Source organism: Comamonas sp. 26 (genome assembly GCF_002754475.1).
Taxonomy (GTDB): Bacteria; Pseudomonadota; Gammaproteobacteria; order Burkholderiales; family Burkholderiaceae_C; genus Comamonas.
Genome location: NZ_PEFL01000001.1, coordinates 2,507,711 through 2,523,626, shown reverse-complemented (window position 1 = coordinate 2,523,626; position 15,916 = coordinate 2,507,711). Strand labels below are relative to the sequence as shown.

General features: G+C 59.2%; 14 protein-coding genes. 11 read left to right on the top strand and 3 right to left on the bottom strand.

Annotated features, from left to right (window positions below; all coding sequences use genetic code 11):
- Position 1 precedes the first annotated feature (1 nt).
- The 5 genes from CLU84_RS11525 to CLU84_RS11505 all read left to right on the top strand — a co-directional run bounded on the left by CLU84_RS11525 (position 2) and on the right by CLU84_RS11505 (position 7,059).
- The gene (locus tag CLU84_RS11525) at positions 2–826 is read left to right on the top strand and encodes an ABC transporter ATP-binding protein (protein ID WP_099737287.1); all 825 of its coding nucleotides are present in this window, start codon (positions 2–4) and stop codon (positions 824–826) included.
- Position 827: 1 nt separating this feature from the next.
- Complete coding sequence (locus CLU84_RS11520; protein WP_099737286.1) at positions 828–1,523, top strand: ABC transporter ATP-binding protein; 696 nt, start codon at positions 828–830, stop codon at positions 1,521–1,523.
- A gap of 242 nt (positions 1,524–1,765) precedes the next feature.
- The gene (locus CLU84_RS11515) at positions 1,766–3,865 is read left to right on the top strand and encodes a 3-hydroxyacyl-CoA dehydrogenase NAD-binding domain-containing protein (RefSeq protein WP_099737285.1); all 2,100 of its coding nucleotides are present in this window, start codon (positions 1,766–1,768) and stop codon (positions 3,863–3,865) included.
- Between the two features lie 37 nt (positions 3,866–3,902).
- On the top strand, positions 3,903–5,078 hold the full coding sequence (locus CLU84_RS11510) for an acetyl-CoA C-acyltransferase (RefSeq protein WP_099737284.1): 1,176 nt from the start codon (positions 3,903–3,905) through the stop codon (positions 5,076–5,078).
- A gap of 121 nt (positions 5,079–5,199) precedes the next feature.
- The gene (locus CLU84_RS11505) at positions 5,200–7,059 is read left to right on the top strand and encodes an acyl-CoA dehydrogenase (RefSeq protein ID WP_099737283.1); all 1,860 of its coding nucleotides are present in this window, start codon (positions 5,200–5,202) and stop codon (positions 7,057–7,059) included.
- Positions 7,060–7,118: 59 nt separating this feature from the next.
- On the opposite strand, the gene CLU84_RS11500 is transcribed toward CLU84_RS11505, so the two are convergent.
- Complete coding sequence (locus tag CLU84_RS11500) at positions 7,119–8,162, bottom strand: patatin-like phospholipase family protein (RefSeq protein ID WP_099737282.1); 1,044 nt, start codon at positions 8,160–8,162, stop codon at positions 7,119–7,121.
- Positions 8,163–8,429: 267 nt separating this feature from the next.
- Between CLU84_RS11500 and CLU84_RS11495 the strand changes: the two genes are divergently transcribed.
- From CLU84_RS11495 to CLU84_RS11475, 5 genes are all read left to right on the top strand, one after another.
- Entirely contained in the window at positions 8,430–9,686 is a 1,257-nt protein-coding gene (locus CLU84_RS11495; protein ID WP_099737281.1) for an MFS transporter, read from the top strand.
- 167 nt (positions 9,687–9,853) lie between these two features.
- Positions 9,854–10,360: a BON domain-containing protein gene (locus tag CLU84_RS11490; protein ID WP_099737280.1), complete on the top strand. Its 507-nt coding sequence runs from the start codon at positions 9,854–9,856 to the stop codon at positions 10,358–10,360.
- An 85-nt stretch (positions 10,361–10,445) separates the two neighbouring features.
- On the top strand, positions 10,446–11,669 hold the full coding sequence (locus CLU84_RS11485) for a PLP-dependent transferase (protein ID WP_099737279.1): 1,224 nt from the start codon (positions 10,446–10,448) through the stop codon (positions 11,667–11,669).
- A gap of 253 nt (positions 11,670–11,922) precedes the next feature.
- Positions 11,923–12,729: a DUF2189 domain-containing protein gene (locus CLU84_RS11480; protein WP_099737278.1), complete on the top strand. Its 807-nt coding sequence runs from the start codon at positions 11,923–11,925 to the stop codon at positions 12,727–12,729.
- Between the two features lie 20 nt (positions 12,730–12,749).
- Positions 12,750–13,007, top strand: coding sequence for a hypothetical protein (locus tag CLU84_RS11475; protein WP_233210018.1), 258 nt, complete (start codon positions 12,750–12,752; stop codon positions 13,005–13,007).
- Here CLU84_RS11475 and CLU84_RS11470 read toward each other — a convergent pair.
- Positions 12,988–13,710: an arylesterase gene (locus CLU84_RS11470; protein ID WP_099737277.1), complete on the bottom strand. Its 723-nt coding sequence runs from the start codon at positions 13,708–13,710 to the stop codon at positions 12,988–12,990. The genes CLU84_RS11475 and CLU84_RS11470 overlap by 20 nt on opposite strands.
- Here CLU84_RS11470 and CLU84_RS11465 point away from each other — a divergent pair.
- Positions 13,709–14,389 (top strand): ABC transporter ATP-binding protein, encoded by a 681-nt coding sequence (locus CLU84_RS11465; RefSeq protein WP_099737276.1) that lies wholly within the window; start codon positions 13,709–13,711, stop codon positions 14,387–14,389. The two genes, CLU84_RS11470 and CLU84_RS11465, sit on opposite strands and share 2 nt — an antisense overlap.
- Positions 14,390–14,475: 86 nt before the next feature.
- Here the strand turns inward: CLU84_RS11465 and sstT are convergent, their stop codons facing one another.
- Positions 14,476–15,708, bottom strand: coding sequence for a serine/threonine transporter SstT (gene sstT / locus CLU84_RS11460; protein WP_099737275.1), 1,233 nt, complete (start codon positions 15,706–15,708; stop codon positions 14,476–14,478).
- Positions 15,709–15,916 lie beyond the last annotated feature (208 nt).

The following is a 15,916-nucleotide window of genomic DNA, read 5'->3' as shown; positions in this document are numbered from 1 at the left end:
CATGTCCAGCATTGCCATTCATCAACCAACTGCGCAAGCAACTCAGTCAGCAGGCAAACCTTATGCGCTGGAGCTGCGCGACCTGCGCAAAAATTTTGGCAAGACTGAAATCATTCGCGGTGCCAATCTGGCCGTGAATGCGGGCGAGCGCATTGCCATCATCGGCCCCAATGGTGCGGGCAAGAGCACGCTGTTCAACCTGATCAGCGGCCGCTTTGAGCCCAGCAGTGGTAACATCTTGCTGCACGGTCAGCGTATCAACGGCCAAAAGCCGTTCGAGATCAACCGCATGGGCCTTTCGCGCAGCTTTCAGATCACCAACATCTTTCCCAAGCTGTCGGTGTTTGAGAACCTGCGCTGCAGCGTGCTCTGGAGTCTGGGCTATCGCTATAGCTTCTGGCGCTTTCTCTCCAATCTGCATGACGCCAACGAGCGCGCTAATGAGCTGATGGAGATGATTGGCCTGCACCGCAAGCGCGACACGCTGGCCGTGAACCTGACCTATGCCGAACAGCGCGCGCTGGAGATCGGCATCACCATCGGCGGCGGTGCCAGCGTCATCTTGCTCGACGAACCCACGGCAGGGATGAGCAACAGCGAAACCGCACATTTCATCCAGCTCATCAAAAAAGTGACGGAAGGCAAAACGCTGCTGACGGTGGAGCACGACATGGGCGTGGTCTTCGGGCTGGCGGACAAGATTGCCGTGGTGGTCTATGGCGAGGTGATTGCCTTTGACACACCACAGGCGGTGCGGGCCAATGCGCGGGTGCAGGAAGCCTATTTGGGTTCTTCCGTGGCAGATCAACAGGCGGGAGGGCATTGAGATGCTGAAGATTAATGATCTGCATGCCTATTACGGCAAAAGCCATGTGCTGCATGGCGTGGACTTTCAGGTCAATGCGGGTGAAATTGTGGCGCTGCTGGGGCGCAATGGCTCGGGGCGCTCCACGACGGCCAAGGCCATCATGGGTCTGGTGCACTGGGAGGGCGCTCTTGACTGGAAGGGCAAGAATCTCAAAGGCAAAAAAGCCTACGAGGTCGCCCATCTGGGTATTGGCTATGTGCCTGAAAGCCGCGATGTGTTCCCTAACCTGACGGTGCATCAGAACCTGATGCTGGGCCAGAAAGGCAAGAGCAAAGGTAGTCGCTGGGGTTTTGACGACATGTACAACATGTTCCCGCGGCTCAAAGAGCGCCAGTACACCGAGGCGGGCGTGATGTCTGGCGGCGAGCAGCAAATGCTCACGTTGTGCCGCACGCTCATGGGCGACCCCGATCTCATCATCATCGATGAGCCCACGGAAGGTCTGGCTCCAAAAATCGTCGAGCTGGTGGGCGAGTACCTCAAAAAGATCAAGGACCGAGGCGTGTCCGTGCTGCTGATTGAGCAAAAGTTGACCATCGCCATGAATATCTCGGACCGGGCATTGGTCATGGGCCATGGCCATATCGTCTTTGACGGAACCCCGGACAGCCTGCGCGCCAATGAGAAAGTGCGCAAGGAGTGGCTGGAGGTTTGAAGGGTCCCCCTGAGGCGCTTTGCGCCGTCCCCCTCTCTCGCTACGCGGGAGGGGGACGACATCTTTGCTGCGGGGCGGCCCTTGCTTGGTGTTTCTGGGTTGGAGGGTGGTTGTTTTAGGGTTTTGCCAGGACTTGGTTACTGCTTGTCTCGGTCGGGACAAACCGCAGTGGCGCATTGCCCGGAAATTCCTACAATCAAAAACGCACGATCGTTCTTTTCTATCGCATAGGGGACAACAGCATGACTGCTGAATACAAAGTGGACGGTGCCATCGCCGTTATTACCTTGAACAACCCGCCGGTCAATGGCCTGGGGCTGTCCACACGCCGCGGCATTGTGGATGGTCTGAACAAGGCCCTGGCAGATGCAGCGGTGAAAGCCATTGTCATCACGGGGGCTGGCAAGGCCTTCTCGGGCGGAGCCGATATCACCGAGTTCGGCAAGGAAGATGCCTACCGCGAGCCGCATCTGATTTCCGTCATCCAGCAGCTGGACCTGTCTACCAAACCTTTGATCGCCGCCATCCACAGCGTCTGTATGGGCGGCGGGCTGGAGCTGGCCCTGGGTTGTCATTACCGCTTTGCTGCGCCCGGCACGGCCGTGGCCCTGCCTGAAGTCAAGCTGGGTCTGTTGCCCGGAGCCGGCGGCACGCAGCGCCTGCCGCGTGCGCTGGGTGTGGAGCCAGCGCTGAACATGATCGTCAGCGGTGAGACCGTGATGAGCGAAATGCTGGCCATGCAGCCGGGCCAGAAGCTGTTCAACAAGATGGCCGCCTCGGCCGAGACCCTGCTGGCCGAGGCCAAGGGTTTTGCGCTGGAGGTCGCCGAGGTGCGCCCCCTGCCACGTGTGCGTGACCTGCCATGCAAACACCCCAAGGGCGATGCCTATTTCGAGTTTGCAGCCACCATGGTGCAGGGCATGTCCAAGAACTTCCCGGCGCCGCTGCGCTGCGTGGAAGCCGTGAAGAACGCCACCACCAAGAAGTTCGACGACGGCATGGTGGCCGAGCGCGAAGCTTTCATGCAGCTGATGATGACGCCCGAGTCCCGAGCGCTGCGCCATCTGTTCATGGCCGAACGGGCTGCGTCAAAAATCGCCGATGTGCCTGGCGATACGCCGGTGCGCGACATCAAGACTGTGGGCGTGATCGGTGCAGGCACCATGGGTGGCGGCATTGCCATGAACTTCCTGAATGCTGGCATCCCCGTCACCATTCTGGAGACCAAGGCCGAGGCGCTGGAGCGCGGCGTGGCCACGATCAAGAAGAATTACGAAGCGCAGGTCAAAAAGGGTAAGCTCAAGGAAGACAAGTATGCCCAGCGCATGGCGCTGCTGAGCACCACGTTGGCTTATGAGGACCTCAAAACCTGCGACCTGATCATCGAAGCTGTGTTTGAAGAGCTGGGCGTCAAGGAGGCTGTGTTCAAGCAGCTGGACGCGGTGGCCAAACCCGGTGCGATTCTGGCGTCCAACACCTCCACGCTGGACGTGGACAAGATTGCCGCCTTCACCAAGCGCCCGCAGGACGTTGTTGGCATGCATTTCTTTAGCCCCGCCAACGTGATGAAGCTGCTGGAAGTGGTGCGAGGCAAGGCCACGGCCAAGGATGTGCTGGCCACGGTGATGAAGGTGGGCAAGAAGATCAAGAAGACGGCGGTGGTCTCGGGCGTGTGCGACGGCTTCATCGGCAACCGCATGATCGAGCAGTACTCGCGCCAAGCCGGTTTTCTGCTGGACGAAGGTGCTTCGCCGCAGCAGGTGGACAAGGCCATTGAAAAATTCGGCTTTGCCATGGGCCCGTTCCGCATGGGCGATCTGGCCGGTAACGACATTGGCTGGGCGATTCGCAAGCGCCGCTACCAGGAAAAGCCAGACATGAAGTACAGCGCCAGCGCAGACCGCCTGTGCGAGCTGGGCCGCTTCGGGCAGAAGACGGGCGCGGGCTGGTACGACTACCTGCCCGGCAAACGCGATGCGCTGGTGTCTGATGTGGTCACCCAGATGATTGATGCGCACCGTAAGAGCCTTGGCATTACGCCGCGCAAGATTTCAGATGAAGAAATCGTGCAGCGACTGGTGTTCGCTCTCGTCAATGAAGGCGCGCACATTCTGGAAGAAGGCATTGCAGGCAAGTCCGGCGATATCGACATGGTCTATCTGACCGGCTACGGATTCCCTCTGTGGCGCGGTGGCCCCATGCATTACGCCGGCGAAGTGGGCCTGTTCAACGTGGTACAGGCCATGGGTCGCTTTGCCCAGAACCCCAATGACGATGCCAAGTTCTGGCAGCCCGCGCCGCTGCTGGCCCGACTGGCTGCAGAAGGCAAGCAGTTCAGCTGAGCCAAGCCACGCATTATCCAGAATCAAAGGACAGAACATGACATCCGCAGTGATTGTTTCTACCGCCCGTACCCCGCTGGCCAAGAGCTGGAAGGGCGCTTTCAACATGACTTACGGCCCGACCATGGGCGCCCATGCGGTCAAGGCCGCCGTGGAGCGCGCCGGCATCGATGGCGCTGAAGTCGAAGACGTGATCATGGGCATGTCGCTGCCCGAAGGCACGACCGGCGGCAACGTGGCACGCCTGATTGCCGTGCGCGCCGGCCTGCCGGTGACGACATCCGGCCTGACCATCAACCGCTTCTGCTCCTCGGGTCTGCAGGCGATTGCGCTGGCTTCCCAGCGCATCATCGCGGGCGAAAACGATGTGCTGGTGGCCGGTGGACTGGAAAGTATTTCCTGTGTGCAGCCCCACCTGAATCCGCACATGGCGTTTGATCCAGAGCTGACTGCCATGAAGCCCGAGATCTACTGGAACATGCTGCAGACGGCCGAGCAGGTCGCCAAACGCTACAACATCAGCCGCGATGCGCAGGATGAATACGGTGCATCCAGCCAGCAGAAAGCCGCTGCCGCGCAGGCAGCCGGTTTGTTCGAAGCTGAAATCGCTCCCATGAAAACGGTGATGGGCGTGGTGGACAAGGTGCGCGGCATGATCACCAAGGAAGTGACCGTCAGCCAGGATGAAGGCATTCGCGAAGGCACAACCAAGGAAGGCATCAGCGGCCTGCGCAGTGCGCTGCCCGGCGGTGTGATTACGGCAGGCAACGCAAGCCAGTTCTCGGATGGTGCTGGCGCCTGCGCCGTGGTCAGTGAAGCCTATGCATCGCGCAAGGACCTCAAGCCTCTGGGCCGCTTTCTGGGCTTTGCGGTGGCTGGTTGCGAACCTGACGAGATGGGTATTGGCCCCATCTATGCCATCCCCAAGGTGCTCAAAAAACTAGGCCTGTCGGTAAATGACATTGACCTCTGGGAGCTGAACGAAGCCTTTGCGGTGCAGGTCATCTATTGTCGCGATTTCCTGCACATTCCTGCTGACAAGCTGAACGTCAACGGCGGTGCGATTGCCGTGGGTCACCCCTATGGCGTCTCGGGCCAGCGCCTGACGGGCCACGCTCTGATCGAAGGCAAGCGCCGCGGCGCCAAGCGTGTCTGCGTGACCATGTGCATCGGCGGCGGCATGGGTGCAGCGGCTGTTTTCGAAGTTCTTTAAACACTGCCCAAGGCCGCAGTCCCGCAAGGGTGCGGCCTTTTATGGGCCTTTATTTACTGAAATTGATAGCTGCAAGCGCTGACTGATAAAGCTCTGCAGCAGTTTTTGATGGAATGTTGATATGCGCCTGCGCTCCACCATTGATTTCTTGCTCTACGACTGGCTGCAGGCCGAAGAGTTGAGCCGTCGCCCCCGTTTTTCTGACCATTCGCGCAACACTTTTGATGCCGTAATGGACATCTGCGAGCGCATTGCCCGTGAGAAATATGCGCCGTTCAATCGCACAGTAGACACGCAGGAGCCGCAGTTTGATGGCGAAAAAGTCATCTTGCCCCGATGCACCTACGACGCCCGCGAGGCCTATGCCGACTCAGGTATGCTCAGCGCCGCGCAAGACTATGAAATTGGCGGCATGCAACTGCCTTATGTGGTGGAGTCGGCAGCCAACTGTTTTTTTGCTGCCGCTTCGATCAGCATTGGCTCGAACATGCTGACCTCGGGCAATGCCAACGCCATCATGGCCCACGGAACGGAGTTGCAAAAAACCGTGTTTGCGGCCAATGAGTTCAACGGCCGCTGGGCAGGCACCATGGCTCTGTCTGAGCCGCAGGCGGGCTCGTCCCTGTCCGATATCGCCACGCGTGCCGAGCCCGATGGTGCTGATTTTGAAACCGAAGCGCTGGGGCCACGCTACCGCCTCAAGGGCAACAAGATGTGGATCAGCGCCGGCGACCATGAGCTGACCGAAAACATCGTGCACCTGGTGTTGGCCAAGATTCCCGGCCCCGATGGCAAGCCTGTGCCCGGCGTCAAAGGTATCTCGCTGTTTATCGTTCCCAAAAAGCTGGTTGACACCCAAGGTCAGTTGACCGGAGAGCGCAATGATGTGGCGCTGGCAGGTCTGAACCACAAGCTGGGCTGGCGCGGGACCACCAATACGTTGCTCAATTTTGGTGAAGGCAAGTACCCGGTGCACGGCGAGCAGGGTGGCGGGCTGGACGGCCATGGGGCCGGAGCCATTGGCTATCTGGTGGGTAAGCCCGGCGAGGGTCTCAAGTGCATGTTCCACATGATGAACGAGGCGCGCATCTCCATCGGCATGGCTGCATCCATGCTGGGCATGGCGGGCTATCACGCCAGTCTGGAATATGCGCAAAGCCGCCCGCAAGGTCGCCCGATTGGTGGCGGCGGCAAGGATGCAAGCAAGCCGCAGTCGCGCATCATTGAGCATGCAGATGTCAAGCGCATGCTGCTGGCGCAAAAAGCCTATTGCGAAGGCGCGCTGGCGCTGAACCTGCTGTGCGCAAAACTGGTGGATGAGCAGAACACGGGTGAGAGTGAGCAGGCGGCAGAGGCCAAGCTGCTGCTGGAAGTACTGACCCCGGTTGCCAAGAGCTGGCCCAGCGAGTTCTGTCTGGAGGCCAATTCTCTAGCCATTCAGATTCATGGTGGCTATGGTTATACGCGTGACTTTGCGGTGGAGCAGTACTGGCGCGACAACCGCCTGAACATGATTCACGAAGGCACGCATGGCATTCAGGCCATGGATTTGCTGGGCCGTAAAGTCATCATGGAGGGCGGCAAAGGCCTGCAACTGCTGGCTACGCGCATCAATGCCACGATTCAAAAGGCGCTGCAGCAGGCAAAGCTGAGCACCTATGCCAATCAGCTGGCCCGAGCGCTGGCGGATGTGGGCTCCACCACCAAGGCAGCCTGGGCGACGGATAACCCGCAGGAAGCGCTGGCCAATGCCGTGCCTTATATGCAGGCCTTTGGCCATGTGGTGCTGGGCTGGATCTGGCTGGATGTGGCACTGGCCGTGCTGGCCAAGGACGACGGGCTGGCCATTGCCGCCCACCGTGGCAGCATGGCGGCGCAGCGCTACTTCTTCCACTACGAGCTTCCGCGTATCGGCGCATGGCTGCAGGTGGTCAAGGCGCGGGATATGACTTGTGCCCACATGGAAGAAGACGCTTTTTAAAAAGCCTTCCCTCATAAAAAATCCCGCATGGCGCGGGATTTTTTATGAGGCGACTTGGCTCAGGGCTTTTTGCAGTCATCACTCATGCCAACCATACCGGACAGCTTTTGCAGTCTGGAGCGCTGTTTCAGGCATTCCTGATGCTTGGCTTCCTGCGCCTTGAGCTGTGCAATCTGCATGGCCTTGGCACGTTCTGCCTGCAGCTGGGCAATGCGTTCGCGGATTTGCGGCATCAGTGCGGTGGTGGCTTTCTCGCCCTCCACAATCGCGTGGCTGCGCTGCGCAAAATCGGCCGGGCCAATGTCCAGCACCTTGGGGCGGAGGATGATGTCGGCGCGCGCCAGCTCAGCCTGCCCCAGCTTCTGGCCCATGATGGCAATCGACTGGTTGAGCGCACCCAGCATGTTGGCAGGGGTCTTGCCGCTGGCCTTGTTGGAAATGTCTACGGCAATCACGATGTCGGCACCCAGATTGCGCGCGGCATCCACGGGCACGGGGCTGACGATGCCGCCGTCTACATAGTGATACTTGCCAATCGTCACGGGCTGGAACACTCCCGGTACGCTGCTGGAGGCACGCACGGCCTGACCCACATTACCGCGTGCAAACACGGTGCGCTCGCCATCTTCAAGGCGGGTGGAGATGACCACAAAGGGCTTGGCTAACTGCTCCATGGGCTTGCGCTGCACTTGCTCGTTCACATAGTCTTCCAGCTTTTGCCCCAGCACCAGGCCGCCCGAGGAAAACTGCAGGTCACGAATCTTGGCTTCGTCGAGTGCCACGGCTTTTTCCTGCAGCTCAAACGCATTCATGCCGCTGGCATACATCGCACCCACTACGCTGCCTGCGCTGGTGCCTGCGACAAACGAAGGGGTGAGACCGTTGGCCTCCAGAATCTTGATGACGCCGATGTGGGCAAAGCCCTTGGCCGCACCACCGCCCAGAGCCAGACCAATCTTGATTGGGGGCGCAGATGCCGTGGTGGCTGGCGAGGATGAGGGCGCATTGGCCGCAGCGGTGGGGGAGGGGGGGCTGCTGCCGCAGGCGGCAAGGCCAAGCAGGCTCAAACAGACCAAAGGGCGCAAAAAAGCATTCGGGCTCATGCCGGGGAATCCTGCTGTCATTAGGCCGCAAAGTATAGCTTTTGGTGTTTATTCTGGCTTTGATGGCTACATTCTTGCTTCTGAAAACATAGCTCTATACGCATGATGAATAAGCGCTGGAGGCTTATATCCTCTGTTTGGTCTATGCATGCCAAAGCTCTGCTGCAGATAATGTTTTCATCGCAAGCAAGTGGTTGCAGAGCATGCGCGCAGAGTCATTCGATGGCTCATTGACGGTGCCTGACAGCCTCATCAAAGAGACAAACAATGCCGCAAAGCAATACATGGCAGGCAGGCACCGCAGCCATGCAGGCCTCTGCCTGGTGGGTGGGCTTCGCCTTGGTGGTCGGTGTCATGGGGGCGGCGCTGATCAGCCCGCTGTATGCGCTGTACCAGCAGGCCTGGCAGTTGCGGGCCAGCGATATCTCGATGATCTATGTGCTTTATATGTGCGGTGGCCTGTGTGCGCTGCTGTTTCTGGGGCGGTTGCCCGATCGCATTGGCTTTCAGCGCGTGCTGCTGTGCTTTTTGTTGCTGACGCTGGTGGGCACTCTGATCTCCATGCTGGCGTGGAATCTGCCCAGTCTTATCGTGGGTCGCTTCATGGTGGGTGTGGCCTCCAGCCTCATCACCATCAGCGCTACCACGGGGCTGACGGTGCTGGCCGCCAGTGGATCTACCGGGCTGCGCCCTCAGCGCGTGGCCATGGTGGCCAGCTTTCTCAATGTACTGGGTTTTGGTTTGGGGCCGCTGATTGGCGGCATGGCCGGGCAGTGGTTGCATCAGCCCTTGATGATGGCCTATGTAGCGCCACTGGTGCTGGGCTGCGCGGGTGTCGCAGCCATCGCTTTGCTAAAGCTGCCGCAATCTGCATTACAGGCTGCAGCAGCACCCAGTCGCCTGCGCTGGCAAGATTGCAGGCCCCGTTTGACCTGGCCTGCGCGTGATGACTCTCTGGCTTTCGTCCTGACCTGTGGCTACCCGTTTGTGGCCTTTGGTGTCTTTGGGCTTTATGCAGCCATGGCACCGCTGTTCTTGCAGCAGATGATTCCGTGGAGCGGCCCGATCGTTATTGGCACCGCAATTGCAGTCATCTTGCTGGTGTCTGCCTGCATTCAGCTGGTGGCTGAGCGGCTGGCGCTGCACCGCTGCGGATTCACCGGTATGGCGCTGCTGGTGGTCAGCAACGGCATGCTGGTTGTGAATCTGCACAAAGGATCAACCTTGCTGTTTGTTCTTGGTGTGAGCTTGACCGCACTGGGCCACGGCATGTGCATGTTGGCGGGCATGACCATGGTGGGCCGCATTGCACGGCCCGATAACCGGGCGGGCATGCTGTCCACCTATCAGACCATTGGCTTGCTGGGCTCCATGCTACCCATGATGGCGGTGGGCTGGATTGCCGATCATTGGGGCATCCAGGTGGCTGTGACCGCTTTTGCCTGCTTTGTTATGGTGCTGGGCTCTTTACTTGGGCTGGCATTTGTGCGGCATCCACGCGTGAGGGCGAAGTCAGAAGTCTGAAATGTCAGGCTAATTACTATTGCTGCTCAGGCTGTCAACGAGCATATTTCCACAGGCGGCATCAGAGTTGTCCTACGGTCATGTGCGAACAGTTCGTATGAGGGGGCAAATATTGAGTCGTTAAAGTTAAACGTCAAATTTATGTAAGAAATAAGGGAGCAATAGAGATGACTCAACTTTTTAAGCGTTCTGCACAAATCCTTGCCATTACTGCTCTGTCTTTTGGTCTGGCTGCCTGCGGAAAGTCGGATGACAAGACTGCAGGCCAGAAGCTGGACTCTGCAATCTCCCAGACCCAGCAAGCCGCTGAAAATGTCGGCAGCAAGATTGAAGACGGTGCTGCCAAGGCTGGCGATGCCACCGCAAATGCACTGGACAAGGCTGGCGAGAAAGTCAGCAACGCCGCTGATGCAGCAGGCAACAAGATTGAAGAAGGCGCTACCAAGGCTGGTGCTGCACTGGACGATGCCGGCATCACCGCGGCCGTCAAGACCGATCTGATCAAGGCCCCTGAAATCAGCGCCCTGCAAATCAATGTGGACACCCAAGGCGGTGCTGTGACCCTGTCGGGTACCGTGCCCACGGATGCGATCAAGACACAGGCTGGCGATATTGCCAAGGCCGCAAAGGGCGTGACCTCGGTCAACAACAATCTGACCGTGAAGGCTGGCTGATACTCTTCAGCTACCGTCTCGTATGAAGCCAGAGCGCGCAAGCCCTCTGGCTTTTTTTCGTCTGTGTGGCAGCTAAGATGGCTTCATGACCCAAGCCGATCAAAAGCTCTCCACCCATCTGATTCACCATCCGTACAAACCCCCGGCGGATTTTGAAGGTCCGCTGACTGCGGTGCACAAAGCCTCGACGGTGTACTTCGAGAATGTGCAGGCCATGCGCGATCGTCGCTGGCTGGACAAGAGCAGCTACACCTATGGGCTGCACGGCACGCCCACCACCTATACGCTGGAAGAGCGACTGGCCTCGCTTGAAGGCGGTTTGCAATGCCTGCTGGTGCCCAGCGGTCTGGCGGCCATTGCCACGGTGTCGCTGGCGCTGCTGAAGACTGGCGATGAAGTACTGGTGCCTGACAACGCCTACGGCCCCAACAAGACCCTGACCGAGGGTGAGCTGGCCCATTTCGGTATCACCCACCAGTATTTCGACCCCATGAATGTGGAGGATCTGGCCGCCAAGATCACGCCCGCTACCAAACTGGTGTGGCTGGAGGCACCGGGCTCTGTCACCATGGAGTTCCCTGACCTCATCGCCCAGGTGCGCCTCTGCCGTGAAAAAGGCGTGACTACAGTGCTGGACAATACCTGGGGCGCAGGTTTGGCCTTTCGCCCGTTTGACTTGCTGGGCGACGGCAGCCTGGGCGTGGATGTCACCGCCCATGCGCTGACCAAGTACCCCAGTGGCGGCGGCGATGTGCTGATGGGCAGCATCATCACGCGCAACCAGCCGCTGCACATGCGCATCAAGCTGGCCCATATGCGCATGGGGCTTGGCGTGAGCGGCAATGATGCGGAATCCGTGCTGCGCAGCCTGCCCAGCATTGGCCTGCGTTACCACGCCCAAGACCGCGCCGCGCGTCAGCTGGCACAGTGGCTGGCCACGCAAAACGCCGTGGCCCAGGTGCTGCACCCGTCTATGCCTGATGCGCCGGGTCATGCGCACTGGAAGCAGCTGTGCGCTCAGGGTCAGAACGCCGAAGGCGTGGCCGCAGGCCTGTTCAGCGTGGTGATTGACGAGCGCTTTGACCAGGCGGCGGTTGACCGCTTTTGCGACAGCCTGCGCCTGTTCAAGTTGGGCTACAGCTGGGGCGGTCCGGTCAGTCTGGTTGTGCCCTATGAACTGCCAGAAATGCGCAGCCGCGCTACGCCGCATATCAAGCCCGGAACGGTGGTGCGCTTCGCCATTGGTCTGGAAGATGCGGCCGATCTGCAGGTTGACCTAGCGCAGGCCTTGGTCAAAGCCTTTGGTTAAAGTGAATTTAAAGCGATAAAGCAATTGATTCGCTATTGAAATAAAAGCGGTCAGCGCCTTCTACGGGCTGATTTCAGGGCATTTCATGCCTGAAATTCAGCAGATACAGGCGCTGGCCGCTTCTGTTTTGATCATTGGCGCGCAGGCAAGTGGATGCGGGCTTTCCGCAATGCCGATTAAAGCGTGAGCAGTTAACTTGTACTCATCAAGTGCACGCAGCACTGCGGCGCACGGGTCACAAGGAGGTTCTCGCATGCAAGCGTCCCCTGTATCCGAAGTCAAGGCGGAGTCCGGCAATCTGCAGATACAGCGGTTGCGCTGGACCGACCCCTGGCAGTGGCTGGCGCAAGGCCTGCACGATGTGCGCAGGGCACCGGGCATTGCGCTGTTCTATGGCCTGTGCTTCTGGGGCATGGCGCGAATGATGGTCTGGGTATTCAGGGCCAGCCCTGAGTATGTGATGTCCATGGCTAGCGGCTGTCTGCTGGTCGGGCCTTTTATGGCCATGGGCCTGTATTACGTCAGCAAGCAGCTGGAGCAGGGTAAATCGCCACAGCTGTCCGAGTCGCTGACCTGCTGGGACTCACACCTGGCCAGCATGGGCATGCTGGTCATGGTGCTGATGGTGCTGGAAATGCTCTGGGGCCGTGCCGCCATGGTGGTGTTTGCTATTTCTTTTGATACGGGCATGCCCACCACCGCCAATATGCTGCAGACCCTGCTGCGGCCCGAAAACTGGGAGTTTTTGCTGGTCTACACGGCCGTCGGCGCCGTGTTTGCGGGGCTGGTGTTTTCCAGCATGGTGGTGTCTTTGTCCACCATTCTGGATCTGGATACCGATGCGTTGACGGCCTGCATCACCAGCATGCGCGTGGTGGGCAGCAACACGGGGGTGATGCTGCTCTGGGGCATGATCATCACTGTGCTGATCGCCGTATCTTTCTTGTTCTACAGCGTGGGCTTGATTGTGGTGGGGCCGGTGCTGGGCTGCGCCAGCTGGCATGCTTATCGCTCTAGCGTCAGCGCTGAAGTGAAGGCCAAAGCCGATGCAGCCGCCTGAATCAGAAAAGTGAGAACGCCATGGAGTTTTTGAACTGGTTGAAAAAAGTCTTCACGCCGCAGCCCGCAGGTATGGGGCGCGGCTCAGACGCGTCCCAGAGCTGGACTTTATCGAGCAGCCGCGATGATGGCAGCGATGTCTTCAATGACAGCTACTTCAACGGCTCAGGTGGTGTTGAAAGCGACACTCAAGCTGCTCGGACAGCAGCGACGGTGGAGGTGATGGCGGCGGTAGCGGTGGCGACTGAGTCCGCGGCTCTTATTTCAGTAGTGGCTTGAGTTTGGGCCAGACATTGCCCAGCATCAGTGGCTGGGCCTTGGCGTTGGGGTGAATCCGGTCTGACTGAAACCATTGCGCGGCATCCGGCGCATCGCCAAAGCCAGAGAGCAGAAACGGCACCAGCGGCAGCTTTTGCTCGCTGGCAATTTTCTCGAACATGCTGGCAAACTGCTCGGTGTAGGCCGTACCGTAATTGGGGGGCACCTGCATGCCCACCAGCAGCACCTGGGCACCGGAGTCTTTTGATGCTTTGACCATGGCTTGCAAATTGCTCTGCGTGCTTTGCAGCGCCAGTCCGCGCAGGGCGTCATTGCCGCCCAGCTCAAGCACCACCAGCGCCGGCTGGTGCTGGGTCAGCAGCGATGGCAGTCGTGACCTGCCGCCGGATGTGGTTTCGCCGCTGATGCTGGCGTTGACCACTTTGCGCGGGATTTTTTCATCGTCCATATGCTGCTGCAGCAATTGCACCCAGCCCTTGCCGCGGGTCAGCCCGTATTCGGCACTGAGGGAATCGCCCAGCACCAGCACCGGGCCGAGTTTTAAAGGCACGGACGCTTCTTTGGATTTGCCCTGAGATGCGGCGGTGGCTGTACCGCAAGTCCCCGAAATTGCCAGCATCAGCGCAACAGCGATACAGTGACGACGCGGCAGTGCAAAGTTCTGGCGGCTGCCCTTGGTGTTTTTCTTGTCCAATTGATTCATGTCCAAAACTCTTGCCATTCCTTTGATTGCGGTTGAGCAACTGTCCAAGTCGGTCAGCGACTCCACCGGCGTGTTGGATATTTTGCGGGATATCAATCTGAGCTTCACTGCGGGCGAAACCGTAGCTATTGTGGGCGCATCGGGTTCGGGCAAAAGCACTTTGCTGTCGATTCTGGCGGGTCTTGATACCCCCAGCCGTGGCACGGTTCAGCTTCAAGGGCAGGACTTGTTTGCGCTCAGCGAAGACGAGCGTGCAGCGGTGCGGGCGCAGAAGATGGGTTTTGTCTTTCAGAGCTTTCAGTTGCTGGGCAATCTCACCGCCTTAGAAAACGTCATGCTGCCGCTGGAGCTGGCTGGCCAGCGCGATGCCAGAGCACGCGCCACACAGATGATGGAGCGGGTGGGGCTGGGCCAGCGTCTCAATCACTACCCTAAGCTGATGTCGGGCGGGGAGCAGCAGCGCGTGGCCCTGGCTCGGGCCTTTGTGGTGGAGCCAGCTGTGTTGCTGGCGGACGAGCCTACGGGCAGCCTGGACTTCGCCACCGGTCAGACCATCATGGAGCTGATGTTCGCCCTGAACCGCGAGCGCGGAACGACCCTGATTCTGGTCACGCATGACCGAGGGATTGCTGCGCAGTGCGATCGCAGCATCACGATTGAGGCCGGTCAGGCGGTTTGATCTTGATGCCCTGAAAACACAAAAGGCCTGTGTCAAACAGGCCTTTTGCTTAGATGCAGTATGCGCTTGCAGCTATCAAATCTGCATTAGATGCTGGGTACTTCTTCACCGGCCTTGCGCTGGGCAGCGCGGCAGGCGGCGGCGGTGAATAGTACGTCGGTGGAGGAGTTAAGGGCGGTTTCGATCGAATCCTGAATCACGCCGATCACATAGCCCACGCCCACAACCTGCATGGCCACATCGTTAGAGATGCCGAACAGGCTGCAGGCTAGCGGAATCAGCAGCAGCGAACCACCGGCGACGCCTGAGGCACCGCAGGCGCTGATGGATGCCAGCACGCACAGCAAAATGGCGGTAGGAATATCCACTGCAATATCCAAGGTGTGTGCAGCGGCCAGCGACAGCACGCTGATGGTGATGGCCGCACCAGCCATGTTGATGGTGGCGCCCAGCGGGATGGAGATGCTGTAAGTATCTTCGTCAAGCTTGAGCTTTTCAGCCAAAGCCAGATTGACGGGAATATTGGCCGCCGAGCTACGGGTGAAGAAGGCCGTCACAGCACTTTCGCGCAGGCAGGTCAGCACCAGCGGGTAGGGGTTGCGGCGGGTCTGGGTCCAGACGATGACGGGGTTGACCACCAGTGCCACAAACAGCATGCAACCCACCAGAACGGTCAGCAGGTGCGCATAGTCCTTGAGTGCATCCAGACCGCCTTCAGAGAATGTGGCAACGACCAGACCGAAGATGCCGAAAGGAGCCAGTCGAATAATGCCTTGGATGATGCGGGTGATGCCCTTGCTCAGATCATCCAGCACGGTGCGCGTGACTTCATTGGCGTGGCGCAGCGCAACACCCAGCGCAATGGCCCAGGCCAGAATGCCGATGTAATTGGCCTGCAGCAAGGCGTTGACGGGGTTGTCGAACGCGCTTTTGAGTACATTCATCAGTACCGTACTGATGGCGCCGGGAACACCCTGCGCGGCAGGTGCTTCACGAAAGTGAATGACCGAGGGGAACAGCATGCTGGCGGCAACGCCCACGCAGGCCGCAGCCAGAGTGCCAATCAGATACAGCCAGATGACGGGCTTGATTTGCGTCTCCTGGCCGGGGCGGTGGTTGCTGATGGCGGCAATCACCAGCAGAAAAACCAGTATCGGAGCGACGGCCTTGAGGGCTGAGATGAACAGCGTGCCCAAGAGGGAGGCTGGCTGGGCCGCAGCTGGCGCGAGCCAAGCCACGAGGCCGCCCAGAACCAGGGCAATCACAATCTGTAGCACCAGACTGGTGCGGTTAAGCCTGTCGAGCAAAGCGTTGAGCATGCTGAGTATTTATTGTGGAGGGGTGAGTGGTGGCAAGGGCAACTCTCGCCATGCATGCACATGGTGAAGAGGGGGACCTGCCGTTTTCGTGGTCAGAGATGCGGATCTGTGCCTGCGCAGCGGGACGACCTCTGCGTGTCATGTAAAGACTTGCACCCGGCAAAAATATTGTGGGTGCTGCTTGATGGGTGGCGGCTTTGTCCTTTGG

What these genes read in the sequence shown, in the direction of transcription:
- CLU84_RS11525 (WP_099737287.1), top strand. Translation starts at nt 2, where the DNA reads ATGTCCAGCATTGCCATTCATCAACCAACTGCGCAAGCAACTCAGTCA.
- CLU84_RS11500 (WP_099737282.1), bottom strand. Translation starts at nt 8,162, where the DNA reads ATGAGCCCGAATGCTTTTTTGCGCCCTTTGGTCTGTTTGAGCCTGCTT.
- CLU84_RS11510 (WP_099737284.1), top strand. Translation starts at nt 3,903, where the DNA reads ATGACATCCGCAGTGATTGTTTCTACCGCCCGTACCCCGCTGGCCAAG.
- CLU84_RS11475 (WP_233210018.1), top strand. Translation starts at nt 12,750, where the DNA reads ATGGAGTTTTTGAACTGGTTGAAAAAAGTCTTCACGCCGCAGCCCGCA.
- CLU84_RS11515 (WP_099737285.1), top strand. Translation starts at nt 1,766, where the DNA reads ATGACTGCTGAATACAAAGTGGACGGTGCCATCGCCGTTATTACCTTG.
- CLU84_RS11465 (WP_099737276.1), top strand. Translation starts at nt 13,709, where the DNA reads ATGTCCAAAACTCTTGCCATTCCTTTGATTGCGGTTGAGCAACTGTCC.
- CLU84_RS11470 (WP_099737277.1), bottom strand. Translation starts at nt 13,710, where the DNA reads ATGAATCAATTGGACAAGAAAAACACCAAGGGCAGCCGCCAGAACTTT.
- CLU84_RS11520 (WP_099737286.1), top strand. Translation starts at nt 828, where the DNA reads ATGCTGAAGATTAATGATCTGCATGCCTATTACGGCAAAAGCCATGTG.
- CLU84_RS11480 (WP_099737278.1), top strand. Translation starts at nt 11,923, where the DNA reads ATGCAAGCGTCCCCTGTATCCGAAGTCAAGGCGGAGTCCGGCAATCTG.
- sstT (WP_099737275.1), bottom strand. Translation starts at nt 15,708, where the DNA reads ATGCTCAACGCTTTGCTCGACAGGCTTAACCGCACCAGTCTGGTGCTA.
- CLU84_RS11490 (WP_099737280.1), top strand. Translation starts at nt 9,854, where the DNA reads ATGACTCAACTTTTTAAGCGTTCTGCACAAATCCTTGCCATTACTGCT.
- CLU84_RS11505 (WP_099737283.1), top strand. Translation starts at nt 5,200, where the DNA reads ATGCGCCTGCGCTCCACCATTGATTTCTTGCTCTACGACTGGCTGCAG.
- CLU84_RS11485 (WP_099737279.1), top strand. Translation starts at nt 10,446, where the DNA reads ATGACCCAAGCCGATCAAAAGCTCTCCACCCATCTGATTCACCATCCG.
- CLU84_RS11495 (WP_099737281.1), top strand. Translation starts at nt 8,430, where the DNA reads ATGCCGCAAAGCAATACATGGCAGGCAGGCACCGCAGCCATGCAGGCC.